The sequence below is a fragment of the Aeromicrobium sp. genome, assembly GCF_047606445.1.
GTDB lineage: Bacteria > Actinomycetota > Actinomycetes > Propionibacteriales > Nocardioidaceae > Aeromicrobium.
Genome location: NZ_JASGEK010000017.1, coordinates 87174 through 100956, shown reverse-complemented (window position 1 = coordinate 100956; position 13783 = coordinate 87174). Strand labels below are relative to the sequence as shown.

Below are 13783 nucleotides of genomic sequence, written 5' to 3'. Positions count from 1 at the left end.
CTTCACCCTCGCGCCAGAGCGCGCGACGGCGGGATGTATGAGGCGCGCTCCATCGGCACCAGGGCGGCGGTGCGGATGAGGAGCACGGTGATTAGGGCGACGACGAGCACGGGGGCGATCACGAGCCAGCTGACCTGCGGCGGCAGGCCCAGGCCGACGGCGACGGCGCGGCTGGCGACGATGCCGACCAGCGTGCCGACGACGACCCCGAGCAGCGAGGCGACCGCGCCGACGAAGAGCACGCGGGCGGTGAGCAGACGGCCCAGCGACGCGCGCGGCAGGCCGAGCGCCCGCAGCACGGCGTGCTCACGGGCGCGTTCGGAGACCGACAGCGAGGCGGTGGCGGCGGCGCCCACGGCGGCCACGATCACCGCGACGACCAGGATCGCCACGGCGGCGGCCCGCGCGGTGCTGAGCGCCTCGCCGATGCGGATGTCGGTGATGACCGGGCCGGTCACCGGCAGCTGTCCGGCGAGGATCGCCACACCGGTGATCTCGTCGGCCACCTCGGTCCGGTCGGCCCCGTCGGCGAGCGCGATCCAGACCATGCGGGTCTCGCTCTTCTCGGTGGCCGTCTCCATGGTGGCCGGGCTCACGACGGCGGGCAGCTCGAAGTCCTCGATATAGACGACCTTCAGAGGATCGCTGGCGCCGTCGGGGCCTTTGAGCGTGACCCGCGAGCCCTCGGTGAAGGGCGGGAAGGCGACCTCGGGCAGGTAGACGGTGTCGTCGGCGATCTCGTTGACCGGGAAGCCGTGGGGCAGTGCTCTGCCGAGTTGGGCGGCGTTCCCGGCCACCACGCCGGTCGACAGCGAGACGTGGCCGGTCTCGCCCTGGCCCTCCACGGTCACGTCGACGCCGTGGTCGACCTGGACGGCGGTGTCGACGCCGTCGATCTCACGCAGGTACTCGACGGCCTCCTTCGGCACCACGCCCGCGCCGTCGGGGGCGCCGACGGTCAGGTCGGGCATCGGCGAGTCCGACAGACGCGCGGAGGTGGCCTCCTGGATCGAGGCGAGCGCCACCCACGACATCGCGATCATGCCGACGGCCAGCGCCACGGCGACCGCCTCGGTCGCGGCGGGCCGGGGGCGCTGCACGACGTCTCGCAGGCCGATGCGCACCGCCGCCGATCCCGCCCACCCGGCCAGCAGCCGGGCGAGCAGGGCCAGCAGCGGGGTGAGCAGCAGGCCCGCGCCGAGCAGCATGGCCGCCACCCCCCCCACGATCAGCCACAGGCGGGTGTCGTCGGCTCCCAGGAGCGCGGCGGCGGTGCCGAGCGCCGTCAGGACCACGCCGACGACGAGTCGGACGAGACCGGCCGACCGACCCTGCGGCGTCCGGGTCTCGCGCAGCGCCGCCTGCGGGGAGATGCGGGCGGCGAGCCAGGCCGGCAGCAGCGCGCCGAGCAGCGCGAGCCCGGCCGCGACCAGCAGCGGGACGACGACCGACGAGGCGTGCACCGTGAACGAGGAGCCTTGCAGCGGCGGCAGGCTGGGCACCAGGCCGACGAGCGGCAGCGCGAGGCGGGAGACCAGCAGGCCGCCGAGCACGCCGCCGACCGCCCCGACCGCGCCGAGCAGCAGCGCTTCGACGGTGACGAGCCCGGCGACATGCCAGCGGTTCGCGCCGATGCAGCGGGCCAGCGCCCAGGTGCGCCGACGGGTGGCGAGGCCGGCGACCGTCGTGGTGGCGGCGGTGATCGCCGCGACGAGGCAGGACACCCCGGCCAGCACCGCGACCACGGCGCCGAGGGCGGCGACCCGGCCGCCCTGGACGTCGGTGGAACTCGAGATCAAATCGGAGGTCTTCTGCGGCCAGCCGACGGGGGCCTTCTCGTTGACCCCGGCGACCACCTCGTCGAGGTCGGCGCCGTCGGCCGCGTCGATCAGGATCGTGTTGGAGCCCTCGATCCCGGCCAGCCGGGCGGCCACGCTGTCGAGCACGATGCCGTAGGCCGAGGACTGGCGGGTCAGCGAGCCGCGCGTGTCGACCACGCCGACGACGGTGAAGTTGGCGTAGCCGACGCCGGGATGGCCGATCTGCACCTGGTCGCCCAGGCCGATCAGCAGCTCGTCGAGGGTGTGCTGGCTGAGCGCGATCTCGGTGGTCTGCTTCGGCGGGCGTCCGGCCGACCAGCCCTGCCACTGGAAGCGGGTGTCGGTGGCCAGCGACTCCAGGCTGATGCCCCGGGCCAGGTCCCCGGTGCGGGCGACGGCCGCGGCGCGGGTCGTCGAGGCCACCGCCTCCACGTCGGGCAGCGCCGCCACGGCAGCGACGTTCTCCGGGGCGACGGAGGTCGAGGGCGACCCGAGCAGGGTCTGGGCGCTCTCCTCGGCGGCGGCGATCTCGGAGCGGACGATGACGTCGGTGTTCTTGAACTCGACCGACGCCCCGTCGGCGACGGCCGTCTCGACGCTGTCGCCGAGCACGAGGGCGGTGGTGAGGGCTCCGGCGCCGAGCGCGACGGTCAGCACCGTGACGACGACGCGTCCGGGCCGCCGACGGGCCTCGGCCACGGCGAGACGGCGCAGCGCCCCCGCCGTGCGTGATGTCGACATCGGCTCAGACTCCCGCAGTGGTCAGTTGGTCCAGCTGTCCGGCGGCGAGCCGGTAGACGCGGTCGGCTCGCCGGGCCAGACGGTCGTCGTGGGTGACGACGACGACGGCGTGCCCGTGGTCGTGGGCGACGGAGACCAGCACGTCGGTCAGCTGCTCGGCGGACTCGGCGTCGAGGGCGCCGGTGGGCTCGTCGGCGAAGACGACGTCGGGGTCGGCCAGCAGCGCGCGGGCGACGGCGACGCGCTGCTGCTGGCCGCCGGAGAGCTGGCCGGGCAGGTGGTCGAGCCGGTCGACGACGCCGAGGCTGTCGGCCAGTCGTTCCAGCCATGCGTCGTCGACCTCGCGGCCGTCGATCTCCAACGGCAGGGCGATGTTCTCGCGGGCGGTGAGGCTGTCGACGAGGTTGAAGGACTGGAAGACGAAGCCGAGCTGCTGGCGGCGCAGGCGGGCCAGGCGGCGGTCGCCCCAGCGGGTGATGTCCTCCCCGGCGATGCGCACGCTGCCCTCGTCGGGGCGGTCGAGTCCGGCGAGCACCTGCAGCAGAGTCGACTTGCCGGCGCCGGAGGGTCCCATGACCACGACCATCTCGCCGGGGGCCACCTCGACGGAGACGTCGTCCAGCGCCACCACCGGCTCGCCGCCGGGTCCGCCGAAGGTCTTGAACAGCCCCTCGGCCACGATGATGGGATCGGACACGGTGTCTCCTTTTATGGCGAGGCTCCCCTTACTAGTCACTGGCTGTACAACTGTCCCAGTTCCCCCGGGGTTACGGCCGAAAAGGTGAGATAGGCCACCAGGAACGCGACGAGGCCCGGACCGCTGGGCGGTCCGGGCCTCGTACGGCACCCCTCGACGAGGGGCATGAGTCACTTCGCGGCGACCACGTTCAACTTGACCGTGGCGGTCACCTCGGGGTGGACGCGCACCGAGACGGTGTGCGCGCCGAGCGACTTGATCGGGTTGCCGACCTCGATGCGACGTTTGTCGACCGCGCCGCCGGCGGCCTCCAGGGCCGAGGCGATGTCGGCGACGGTCACCGAGCCGAACAGACGGCCGCCCTCGCCGGCGCGGACCGGCACGTTGACCGGAGCCGACTGGAGACGGTCGCGCAGCGCGGTCGCCTCTTCGCGGTCGTGGATGGCGCGCGCCTGACGGGCGGCCTTGATCGACTCGACCTGCTTGGCCGCGCCCTTGCTCCAACGGATCGCGAAGTTGCGGGGCAGCAGGTAGTTACGGCCGTAGCCGTCCTTGACCTCGACGATGTCGCCGGGGTCGCCGAGGTTGCTGACCTCGTGGGTGAGGATGAGCTTCATCAGTGTCCCCTTCGCTCAGCGGTTGGTGGAGGTGTAGGGCAGCAGCGCCATCTCGCGCGCGTTCTTGATCGCCTTGGCGATCTGGCGCTGCTCCTGGACGGAGACGCCGGTGACGCGACGGGCGCGGATCTTGCCCCGGTCGGAGATGAACTTGCGCAGCAGCGCGGTGTCCTTGTAGTCGATCGTGGTGACGCCGGAGGTCGAGAGCGGGTTGCTCTTCTTCTTGGGCTTGCGGATGACTGGCTTGGCCATGATGCTCCTGGTGAAGTGAAAGTTGATGGGAAGCGGGGATCAGAACGGGGGCTCGGACGAGCCGCCGCCTCCCCAGGGGTCGTTGCTCGGGGCCGCCTGGCCGCCACCGGCCGGGGGCGCGCCCCACGGGTCGCTCGCGGGCTGGCTCGGGGCCGCGTTACCGCCGCCGAAGCCGCCTCCGCCACCGCCGGCGTTGTAGCCACCACCACCGCCGCCACTGCGCTGCGCGCGCTCGACCTTGGCCGTCGCGAAGCGCAGCGAGGGGCCGATCTCCTCGACGTTGATCTCGACGCTGGTGCCCCGCGAGCCGTCCTGACGCTCGAAGTTGCGGATGCGCAGCGTGCCGGTGACGATGACGCGCTGCCCCTTGGTGAGGGACTCCGCGACGTTCTCGGCCAGCTGACGCCAGGCCGCGCAGCGGAAGAACAGCGCCTCGCCGTCACGCCACTCGTTGGTCTGACGGTCGAAGGTACGCGGGGTGGACGCCACCGTGAAGTTGGCGACCGCCGCCCCGCTCGGGGTGAACTTGAGCTCGGGGTGATCGGTCAGGTTGCCGATCACGGTGATGTTTGTCTCGCCTGCCATGGCTGGAACCTTTCGTGAGAGTGCGTCGCGCCGTGAGGCTCAGTCAAGCCCATGCCCCGGACATCGCCAAGGCGTTGTCCACAGGCGCGGCGCGCGGCGTTCTCAGCGGGCGTCGGGCCGGACGACCTTGGTGCGGACGACGGACTCGTTCAGCGTGAGCTGACGGTCGAGCTCGGCGACGGCCGCCGGGGTGGCCTGGAGGTCGACGACGGCGTAGATGCCCTCGGACTTCTTGTTGATCTCGTAGGCGAGACGACGCTTGCCCCACACGTCGACGTCGTCGACCGTGCCGCCCTCGTTGCGGATGACGTTGAGGTAGGTGTCGAGGCTCGGAGCGACCGTGCGCTCGTCCAGGCTCGGGTCGAGGATGACCATGACTTCGTAGTGACGCAGCGACATACGCGCGCCCTCCTTCGGACTCAGCGGCTACGGACCATCCGCAGCAGGAGGTGTTGCCTGACAGGCAACCGGGTCAGCTTACGCGACAGCCGCGATTGCAGCCAAATCCGGCGGTGCTCGCGCGCACACTAAGATTCTGTGCTGACGGGTCGACGACCGGCACGAGGACGGACAACATATGGCACGCACGGGCGACGCCGCGTACGGATCGCTGTTGTTGGGCTCGGCCGATCAGGGCTTGCGGCGGCTGCGGGTCCGGGTGCAGGTGCTGCTGACCGTCCTCATCATCGCGACCAACGTCATCGGCGCGATGGTCGTGGCGGCGCTGAGCTTGGTGGTTATCCCCGGCGAGGGCATCAACGCTCGTTTCGGCACGGCGCTCGCCATCGCGACGCCCACCTATGTGCTGGCCGCGGTGGTCTTCGGCGCCACCTACGGCACGCTCAGCCTGTTCAAGAGCCTGCGCTGGGCGGTCCGGGAGCGCACGCCGACCGAGGCCGAGGGGCGCGAGGCGCTGCGGCTGCCCTGGCGGCTCAGCCTCATGCAGGCCTGTCTGTGGGATCTCGCCGCTGTCCTCTACGGGGTGCTCGCCTTCCTCCTCCAACCGCGCGCCGTGCTCGGCGTGATCGCGGGCGTGGTCATCGCCGGACTCGTGGTGACGACCATCGCCTACCTGTTCGCCGAGTTCGCGCTGCGGCCGGTCACCGCCCGCGCGCTGGAGGAGCACGACGTCGAGAAGATCCGCGGCGTGGGCGTGCAGTGGAGGCTGCTCGTGTTCTGGGGGCTGGGCACCGCCGCGCCGGTGCTGGGCCTCGTCGTGGCGGCGGTCATGGTGCTGGCCTTCCCGGAGTCGTCCAAGACGCAGTTCGCCATCGTCGTGCTGGGGCTGTCCGGGGTCGTCTTGGCCTTCGGCCTGCTGGTGACCGTGCTGACCACACGGTCGATCATCAACCCGCTGCAGTCGGTGACCGCCGCCCTCGGCCAGGTGCGCGACGGCGACTACGACACCCGCATCGTGGTCTACGACGGAACCGAGTTGGGCGTGCTGCAGGCGGGCTTCAACGACATGGCCGCCGGGCTGCGTGAGCGCGAGACGATCCGCGACATGTTCGGCCGTCACGTCGGGCGCGAGGTGGCGGCCGCCGCGCAGGCGGGCGAGGTCGAGCTGGGCGGGGAGACGCGCCGGGTGTCGGTGCTGTTCGTCGACCTGGTGTCGTCGACGACGTACGCCACCGAGCACACGCCCGCCGACGTCGTGGCGGTGCTCAACCGCTTCTTCGGCGTGGTCGTCGAGGAGGTCGACCGGCATCACGGGCTGGTCAACAAGTTCATGGGCGACGCGGTGCTGGCGATCTTCGGCGCCCCGGTCGACCGTCCCGACCACGCCGAGCAGGCGCTGGCCGCCGCCCGCACGATGGCCCGCCGCCTCGCCGCTGAGGTGACCGAGGTGGGCGCCGGGATCGGCGTGGCCACTGGCGAGGTCGTCGCGGGCAACATCGGCGACGAGTCGCGCTTCGAGTACACGGTCATCGGCGACGCGGTGAACTCCGCCTCCCGGCTCACCGACCTCGCCAAGGACGTCCCCGGCCAGGTCCTCGTCATGCAGGCCAGCGTCGACGCGGCGAGCGAGGCCGAGCAGTCCCACTGGACCCCCGCCGCCCCCGTCACCCTCCGCGGCCGCTCCACCCCCACCCCCGTCGCCGTCCTCGCCATCCCCTGAGGCGGTGAGTTGTCCACCTTTGCCCGTGGGCCGGTGGATCTTCCACCCTATGAGCGCTCATAGGGTGGATCACTCACCGACGACAGGCGAAAGGTGGACAACTCACCGCCCTGAGGGGGTCGTTACCGCAGGCGGGTGATCTCGACGGAGACGAACAGGTCGGAGTCGCCGTCGGTGGCGTGGATGCCGCGCAGCGGGGGGTTGTCGGAGTAGTCGCGGCCTCGGGCGACCACGACGTGGCGCGCGTCGGGGGCGAGGTCGTTGGCGGGGTCCCAGCCGATCCAGTCGCCGTCGAACCACTCGATCCAGGCGTGCGACTCGCCCTCGACCGTCGCCCCGACCTCCGGCTCGCGCGACGGGTGCAGGTAGCCCGACACGTAGCGCGCCGGCACGCCCGCCCAGCGCAGCGCGCCGACCATCAGATGCGCGACGTCCTGGCAGACGCCGGCCCGCGCGGCCCAGGCGTCGGCCGCCGTCGACTCGACGGTCGTGCTGCACGGCCGGTAGGCGACGGTCCGGTGCAGGAAGGCCCCGACCGACCACGCGAAGTCGCTCGGGGTCTGCGCTGCGGCGCGCAACGGCTCCAGCTCCTCGACCAGTTCCGGCGGCGCGGCCACCCACGGCGACGACATCAGGAACTCGCAGTGCTCGTCGGCGACCTCGCCGAGGTCGTCCCATCCCAGCCCGGCCGGGGAGGCCGACGGCACGCGCGTCTCGACGGTCGCCGTCGCCACGACCTCCAACGACGTGTGCTCCTCGTGCACCTCGAAGGCCGTCACCTCGGTGCGCCAGTAGTCGCGGAACTCGAAGGTCCACGGCGCCGGCCGTACCTCGACCTTCGAGCGCAGCACCGTCTGGTCGCCCGTGCCCAGCGGCGTCATGCGGGCCTCGTTGTACGAGCCGGACGCGCCCTTGGCGTAGCGGTAGCCGGTGGTGTGGCGGATGCTCAGCCGCAGGCTCTCCGGTGTGCTCACAGCAGACTCCCCTCGCTCCACTCGCGCGTCTCGGCATGCGAGAAGTACCGGTCGGTGATCGACTCGCTCGCCGCCGCGACCCGGCGCTGCAAGCGCTCCATCTCGGTCGGCAGGTCGTAGACGATCTCGGCGAGCGGCCGGTACTCCAACTCGGTGCGCGCCCGGCCGAGCAGCCGCAGAGCCTCGTCGTTGAAGCCGGACCGCCGTCCGCCGTTCTCCAGCCGCGCCAGCGCCTTCTCGGCGGCGGCGAGGGTGGAGACCACCGACCGGGGGAACCAGCGGTCGAGCAGCAGGAACTCCGCCGCGTACTGGTCGGCCTCGACGCCCCGGTACGCCCGGATGAACGCCTCGTAGGCGCCGCAGGCGCGCAGCGTCGTCGGCCAGGCGAGGTGCGCCTCGGAGGCCAGCGCGGCGGTCGACAGCATGCGGGCGGTCATGTCGACCCGCTCCACGCTGCGGCCCAGCACGAAGAACCGCCAGCCCTCGTCGCGGGTCATGGTCGAGTCGGCGATGCCGGCGATCATCGCCGTGCGGCTGCGCACCCAGCCGGACAGGTCGACCTGGCGCATCGTGCGGGCCGCGCTGAGCCCCCGCCACGTCATGTTGATGCTCGCCCACATGTCGGTCGAGAGCGTCTCGCGGGCGCCGCGCGCGTTCTCGCGGGCCATCTCGATGGCGTAGGCGATGGACGACGGCGAGCTGTGGTCGTGGGCGAGCAGCTCCATGACGGTCCAGCGGTCGGCGTCGTCGGGCACGTCCTCGACGCCCATGACGGTGAGCAGCTGACGGCAGGAGCTGACCTCGTCGATGGAGGGGTCCTCCACGAGCACCTGCGTCTGGACGTCGAGGATGCGCGCGGTGTCGTCGGCGCGCTCCAGGTAGCGGCCGATCCAGAACAGCGAGTCGGCGATCCGGCTGAGCATCAGGCGATCCCTCCCTCGCTCTGCTTCTGGCCGCTGGCGGCCGCTTCTTCCTCGTCGCGCGGATGCGGGTCGGTGAGCGGGTCGGCGAGCACCCAGGTGTCCTTGGAGCCGCCGCCCCGGCTGGAGTTGACGATCAGTTCGCCCTCCGGCAGCGCGACGCGGGTCAGCCCGCCGGGCAGCACGTACACGTCGTCGCCTCGGTTGACCGCGAAGGGCCTCAGGTCGACGTGGCGGGGGCGGATGCCGTCCTCGACGAGGGTCGGCACGGTCGACAGCGAGATCACCGGTTGGGCGATCCAGGCCCGCGGGTCGGCGGCGATCTTCGTGCGCAGCTCGTCGAGTTCGGCGGTCGAGGCGGCCGGGCCGATGACGATGCCCTTGCCGCCGGAGCCGTCGACCGGCTTGAGCACCAGCTCGTCGAGCCGGTCGAGCACCTCGGCGCGTTGGTCGGGGTCGCCGAGCCGCCAGGTGTCGACGTTGGCGAGGATCGGCTCCTCGCCGAGGTAGTAGTCGATCAGGTCGGGCACGTAGGTGTAGAGCAGCTTGTCGTCGGCGACGCCGTTGCCGACCGCGTTGGCGACGGTCACGTTGCCGGCGCGGGCGGCGGTGATGAGGCCGGGCACGCCGAGCATCGAGTCGGGTCGGAAGGCTGCGGGGTCGAGGAACTCGTCGTCGATGCGCCGGTAGATGACGTGCACCGGCTCCAGGCCGCGGGTCGTGCGCATCGCGACGCGGCCGCCCTGGCAGACGAGGTCGCGCCCCTCCACCAATTCCACGCCCATCGTGCGGGCCAGCAGCGTGTGCTCGAAATAGGCCGAGTTGTAGACGCCCGGGGTCAGCACGACGACCGTCGGGTCGCTCACGCCGGCGGGCGCGGCGGCCCGCAGCGCGGCGAGCAGGTGCAGCGAGTACTGCTGGACCGGCCGGATGCGGTGGCCCGCCACGACCTCCGGCAGCGCGCCGGACAGGGCGCGGCGGTTGGTCATCACATAGGAGACGCCCGACGGCACCCGGACGTTGTCCTCCAGCACCCGGAAGGCGCCGTCGCCGTCGCGGATCAGGTCGACGCCGGCGACGTGCACGCGCACGCCGCCCGCGGGCTCCCACCCGGCCACGACCCGGTGGTAGTGGGGCGAGGTGACGACCGTCTCACGGGGCACCACGCCGTCGCTGAACAGCTTGCCGTCGCCGTAGACGTCGGCGAGGAAGGCCTCCAGCGCGCGCACCCGCTGGGCGACGCCGCGCTCGACCCGGTGCCAGTCCTCGGCCTCGATGACGCGCGGCACGATGTCGAGCGGGAAGGGACGCTCCTCGCCGGCCACGCCGAAGGTGACGCCCTGGTCGAGGTAGGACGACGCGAGCGCCTCGGCACGGGAGCGGACCTCCTCGGCGCCCATCGAGACGAAACGCCGATGGATGGCCTCGTACTCGGAGCGGACCTGACCGGCGGCGGTGAACATCTCATCGAAACCGGCGCCGCCGCCGTAGTCGTCGAAGAGGCTCGTCTCACTCACGGCGTGAGTGTAGGACCGCGACGTGTCAGGCATGTTTCGGCATGGCTATCGCGGCCGCACCCGCACAGTGCGGACCCGCACGCGTCCTCGTTCAGAAGGGGGATGAGCGGGGCCTACCTCACTTGATCGCCCCTCACGCCCCCAGTAGCGCGAGCGGCACCACCGCCACGCCGTCAGAGCGTCGGTAGGCGACCTCGCCCGTGGTGATGACGACGCGGTTGACCAAGCGGTCGCCGATCTGGTCGCGCAGCCAGTTCAGATGGCGCACATCGGGGTCGTCGACGGTCGCCGAGAGCTTGACCTCGATCGCCACGACCTCGCGTTCCGGCCCTTCGACGATCACGTCGATCTCGCGGTCGGTGTTCTTCGTCCGCAGGTGGCTGACCGTGGCCCCGCAAGCGGTGGCGTACACCCGGACGCTCTGCGTCACCAGCGACTCGAAAAGCGCGCCGAGCCAGGTGCCGGTGGCGGCCGCGACACGCCCGCCGTCGCCGCGCAACAGGCCGGCGGGGCCCACGCCGACCAGCCGGGCGGCGAGCGCCGGGTCGACGAGGTGGTGCCTCGGCGTCAAGGTCAGTCGTTTCAGCGGACTGAAGGCGGGGGTCCAGGTGGGGACGGGGTCGAGGATGAACAACCGTTGAAGATGTTCGCGATACCCGTCGACGGTGGTCCGAGAGGGTTTGTCGGCGATGCCGGCCGTGGCCGCGTCGAGCACGGTGGCGTAGGCGGCGTTGGTCGCGGTGGCGGCTCCGTAGGCGGTCAACCAGGCCAGCAGCGTCGACGGGCGTCGCACGGAGACGCCGTTCTCGGGCAGTTCGCGCTCCACGAGGCGCGTCACGTAGCTGTCGAGTTGAAGGCGCCGAGCGGTCTCAGGGAGGTCGCGGATGCCGGGGAAACCCGATCGCACGATCTCGTCGACGTACGTCGGCAGGCCGACGGAGGTGTCTCCGCCGATATCGCTCGCCCCGGTGAGCAGGCCGCGTAGGGACACGGTCGGCGTGCCGAGGCCCCGCTCGCCGACCGCCAGTGGGCGCATGGGGACGCTGACGATCCGTCCGGCGCCGGAGTGGACGCGCACACCGGGGGCGACGCCCGCCGATCCTGCGAGGAGGAAGCGCCCGCCGATGGCGTCGGCGTCGACCGCCCGGCGCACGCGTTCCCAGGTCTGCGGTTCCAACTGCCACTCGTCGATGAGCACCGGAGGGCAGCCATCCCTCCGCCACTGTGCATTTCGACGCACTTCTACTGTGCATTTCGACGGAAAGGGAGGGGCGGTGACAAGGAACGCGGTGAGCGGGCGGCGGCGTGACGGGAGGCCGGTAGCCTCGGGTGGGTGACGACTCCTCTTGACGTACGGACGATCAGCGCCGACGAGCACCGCGACTGGATCGCCTCGCGCCCCTCGGTGAGCTTCCTGCAGACGCCCGGCTGGGCCGCGGTGAAGGCGGAGTGGCGGGCCGAGTCGATCGGCTGGTTCGACGGCGACCGCATGGTCGGGGCGGGACTGGTCCTGTTCCGCCCGGTCCCGAAGATCGAGCGGTACCTGGCCTACCTCCCGGAGGGCCCCGACCTGGACTGGACGCGAATCGACCTCGACGCCGCGCTCGCACCGATGGTCGCCCACCTCAAGGCCGCCAAGGCCTTCGCCATCCGCATGGGGCCGCCGGTCGTCAGCCGCGCCTGGAACGCCGCCGCGATCAAGGCCGGCGTCGCCGACCCGGTGCTGGGCACGCTCTCCGACGTCCCCGCCGACCACAGCGACGCCGCCGCGCTGGCCGTCGCCGACGGGCTGGCCGCGCGCAGCTGGCGCCCGGTGCCGGTCGAGGGCGGCTTCTCGGCGGGCCAGCCGAAGTACAACTTCCAGGTCCCGCTCACCGACGCCGACGGCGCGCCGCTGACCGAGGACGCCGTGCTCAAGGGCATGAACCAGCTGTGGCGGCGCAACATCAAGAAGGCCGCCAAGCTCGGCGTCGAGGTGAGCCTCGGCGGCCGCGACGACCTCGACGACTTCCACCGCGTCTACGTCGAGACCGCCGAGCGCGACCACTTCATCCCGCGTCCGGCCTCCTACTTCACGACGATGTGGGACGCGCTCAACGCCGACGAGCCCGACCGCATGCGCCTCTACCTCGCCCGCCACGAGGGGGACCTCGTCGCGGCCACGACGATGGTGCGGGTCGGCCAGCACGCCTGGTACTCCTACGGCGCGTCGACGACCGCCAAGCGCGAGGTGCGCGGCTCGAACGCCGTCCAGTGGCGCATGATCGCCGACTCCCTCGCGGCCGGCGCCACCGTCTACGACATGCGCGGCATCACCGACACCCTCGACGCCGACGACCCGCACATCGGGCTCATCCAGTTCAAGGTGGGCACCGGCGGCCGGGCGGTCGAGTACCTGGGCGAGTGGGACCTGCCGCTCAACCGCGCCCTCTACAAGGCGTTCACCCTCTACCTCGGAAGGCGCTGACATGACCTTCGAGCTACGCGTCGTGGCCGACTCCTGGCGACGACGGATCGACGAGCTCGTCGAGGCGACGCCCGGCCTTGTCCCCGTCGTCAAAGGAAACGGCTACGGACTCGGCCGCGATCTGCTGGCCGCCGAGGCCACCCGGATCGGAGCCGACCTCATCGCCGTCGGCTCCTACAGCGAGGTCCCGGGCGCGCTGGCCGCGTTCGGCGGCGACGTGCTGGTCCTGTCGCCGTGGCGCCCTTTCCTGTCCGAGGCGGTCCTCGATCCCCGGGTGGTGCACACGCTCGGCCGCGTCGACGACGTCGCCGCGCTGGCCGAGCGCGCCCCCGGCGCCCGGATCCTTCTCGAGGGACGCACCTCCATGCTGCGCCACGGTCTCGACCGCCACGAGCTGGCGGCCGCCGCCCGGGCGGCCGAGGGGCTGGCCGTCGAAGGCCTCTCGATCCACTTGCCGATGGAGGGCGGACAGCTCGCCGAGGCGCAGCGGTGGGCCGGCGTGCTGCTCGCCTCGCAGATCGCATCCGACCGCCTCTTCGTCTCTCACCTGACCCCCGCCGAGCTCGACGAGCTGCGCGAGACCCGGCCCCAACTGAGTGTCCGTCCGCGGATCGGCACCCGCCTCTGGCACGGCGACGGCTCGGAGCTGGGCGTCTGGGCGAGCGTGCTCGACGTGCATCCGGTGCGGCGCGGCGACCGGGTCGGCTACCGCCAGCGGGCGATGCCGCGGGACGGGCACATCGTGATCGTCGAGGGCGGCACCAGCCACAGCGTCGGCCTGGAGGCCCCGCGCGCGGTCACCGGAGCCAAGGACCGGGCCAAGTCGCTCGCCTACGGCGTGATGGAGGCCGCGGGCCTGGCCCTGGCCCCCTTCGCGATCGGCGGGCGCCGCACCTGGTTCGCCGAACCGCCGCACATGCAGGCGTCCATGCTCTTCCTGCCTGCGGGGACCACGCCGCCGGAGGTCGGCGAGGCCGTCCCGGTGACGGTGCGCCACACCATCGCGAGCTTCGACGCCGTCCGTTTCGTCTGACCCGTTCCTCGCACGGCGAAGGGCTCCCGACCAGCAGGTCG

Annotated in this window: 13 protein-coding genes; 3 read left to right on the top strand and 10 right to left on the bottom strand. The window is 72.0% G+C overall.

Going from position 1 to position 13783, the window contains the following annotated elements; translation table 11 throughout:
• Nucleotides 1-2: 2 nt before the first annotated feature.
• From QM621_RS04690 to rpsF, 6 genes are all read right to left on the bottom strand, one after another.
• Nucleotides 3-2561 (bottom strand): ABC transporter permease, encoded by a 2559-nt coding sequence (locus QM621_RS04690; RefSeq protein WP_414989198.1) that lies wholly within the window; start codon nucleotides 2559-2561, stop codon nucleotides 3-5.
• 4 nt (nucleotides 2562-2565) lie between these two features.
• Nucleotides 2566-3258 (bottom strand): ABC transporter ATP-binding protein, encoded by a 693-nt coding sequence (locus QM621_RS04685; protein ID WP_414989197.1) that lies wholly within the window; start codon nucleotides 3256-3258, stop codon nucleotides 2566-2568.
• A 170-nt stretch (nucleotides 3259-3428) separates the two neighbouring features.
• Nucleotides 3429-3875, bottom strand: a complete 447-nt coding sequence (rplI, locus tag QM621_RS04680; protein WP_414989196.1) for a 50S ribosomal protein L9 — start codon at nucleotides 3873-3875, stop codon at nucleotides 3429-3431.
• Between the two features lie 15 nt (nucleotides 3876-3890).
• Nucleotides 3891-4127, bottom strand: coding sequence for a 30S ribosomal protein S18 (rpsR, locus tag QM621_RS04675; RefSeq protein WP_414989195.1), 237 nt, complete (start codon nucleotides 4125-4127; stop codon nucleotides 3891-3893).
• A gap of 39 nt (nucleotides 4128-4166) precedes the next feature.
• Nucleotides 4167-4712, bottom strand: coding sequence for a single-stranded DNA-binding protein (locus QM621_RS04670; RefSeq protein WP_414989194.1), 546 nt, complete (start codon nucleotides 4710-4712; stop codon nucleotides 4167-4169).
• A gap of 102 nt (nucleotides 4713-4814) precedes the next feature.
• Nucleotides 4815-5105: a 30S ribosomal protein S6 gene (gene rpsF / locus QM621_RS04665; protein ID WP_414989223.1), complete on the bottom strand. Its 291-nt coding sequence runs from the start codon at nucleotides 5103-5105 to the stop codon at nucleotides 4815-4817.
• 184 nt (nucleotides 5106-5289) lie between these two features.
• Between rpsF and QM621_RS04660 the strand changes: the two genes are divergently transcribed.
• Nucleotides 5290-6831 (top strand): adenylate/guanylate cyclase domain-containing protein, encoded by a 1542-nt coding sequence (locus QM621_RS04660; RefSeq protein ID WP_414989193.1) that lies wholly within the window; start codon nucleotides 5290-5292, stop codon nucleotides 6829-6831.
• A gap of 122 nt (nucleotides 6832-6953) precedes the next feature.
• On the opposite strand, the gene QM621_RS04655 is transcribed toward QM621_RS04660, so the two are convergent.
• The 4 genes from QM621_RS04655 to QM621_RS04640 form a co-directional block, all read right to left on the bottom strand.
• Nucleotides 6954-7805 (bottom strand): transglutaminase family protein, encoded by an 852-nt coding sequence (locus QM621_RS04655; RefSeq protein WP_414989192.1) that lies wholly within the window; start codon nucleotides 7803-7805, stop codon nucleotides 6954-6956.
• Complete coding sequence (locus QM621_RS04650; RefSeq protein WP_414989191.1) at nucleotides 7802-8728, bottom strand: alpha-E domain-containing protein; 927 nt, start codon at nucleotides 8726-8728, stop codon at nucleotides 7802-7804. Before QM621_RS04650 ends, QM621_RS04655 begins: the two co-directional genes overlap by 4 nt.
• A complete protein-coding gene (locus QM621_RS04645; protein WP_414989222.1) occupies nucleotides 8728-10188 on the bottom strand; it encodes a circularly permuted type 2 ATP-grasp protein in 1461 nt (486 codons plus the stop codon). The genes QM621_RS04650 and QM621_RS04645 overlap by 1 nt, the downstream gene beginning before the upstream one ends.
• Nucleotides 10189-10375: 187 nt before the next feature.
• The gene (locus tag QM621_RS04640) at nucleotides 10376-11440 is read right to left on the bottom strand and encodes an ATP-binding protein (protein ID WP_414989190.1); all 1065 of its coding nucleotides are present in this window, start codon (nucleotides 11438-11440) and stop codon (nucleotides 10376-10378) included.
• A gap of 135 nt (nucleotides 11441-11575) precedes the next feature.
• Between QM621_RS04640 and QM621_RS04635 the strand changes: the two genes are divergently transcribed.
• The gene (locus tag QM621_RS04635) at nucleotides 11576-12709 is read left to right on the top strand and encodes a lipid II:glycine glycyltransferase FemX (protein ID WP_414989189.1); all 1134 of its coding nucleotides are present in this window, start codon (nucleotides 11576-11578) and stop codon (nucleotides 12707-12709) included.
• A 1-nt stretch (nucleotide 12710) separates the two neighbouring features.
• Nucleotides 12711-13742 (top strand): alanine racemase, encoded by a 1032-nt coding sequence (locus QM621_RS04630; RefSeq protein ID WP_414989188.1) that lies wholly within the window; start codon nucleotides 12711-12713, stop codon nucleotides 13740-13742.
• Nucleotides 13743-13783: the final 41 nt, after the last annotated feature.

What these genes read in the sequence shown, in the direction of transcription:
- QM621_RS04645 (WP_414989222.1), bottom strand. Translation starts at nt 10,188, where the DNA reads ATGTTCACCGCCGCCGGTCAGGTCCGCTCCGAGTACGAGGCCATCCAT.
- rpsR (WP_414989195.1), bottom strand. Translation starts at nt 4,127, where the DNA reads ATGGCCAAGCCAGTCATCCGCAAGCCCAAGAAGAAGAGCAACCCGCTC.
- rplI (WP_414989196.1), bottom strand. Translation starts at nt 3,875, where the DNA reads ATGAAGCTCATCCTCACCCACGAGGTCAGCAACCTCGGCGACCCCGGC.
- QM621_RS04670 (WP_414989194.1), bottom strand. Translation starts at nt 4,712, where the DNA reads ATGGCAGGCGAGACAAACATCACCGTGATCGGCAACCTGACCGATCAC.
- QM621_RS04660 (WP_414989193.1), top strand. Translation starts at nt 5,290, where the DNA reads ATGGCACGCACGGGCGACGCCGCGTACGGATCGCTGTTGTTGGGCTCG.
- QM621_RS04690 (WP_414989198.1), bottom strand. Translation starts at nt 2,561, where the DNA reads ATGTCGACATCACGCACGGCGGGGGCGCTGCGCCGTCTCGCCGTGGCC.
- QM621_RS04630 (WP_414989188.1), top strand. Translation starts at nt 12,711, where the DNA reads ATGACCTTCGAGCTACGCGTCGTGGCCGACTCCTGGCGACGACGGATC.
- QM621_RS04650 (WP_414989191.1), bottom strand. Translation starts at nt 8,728, where the DNA reads ATGCTCAGCCGGATCGCCGACTCGCTGTTCTGGATCGGCCGCTACCTG.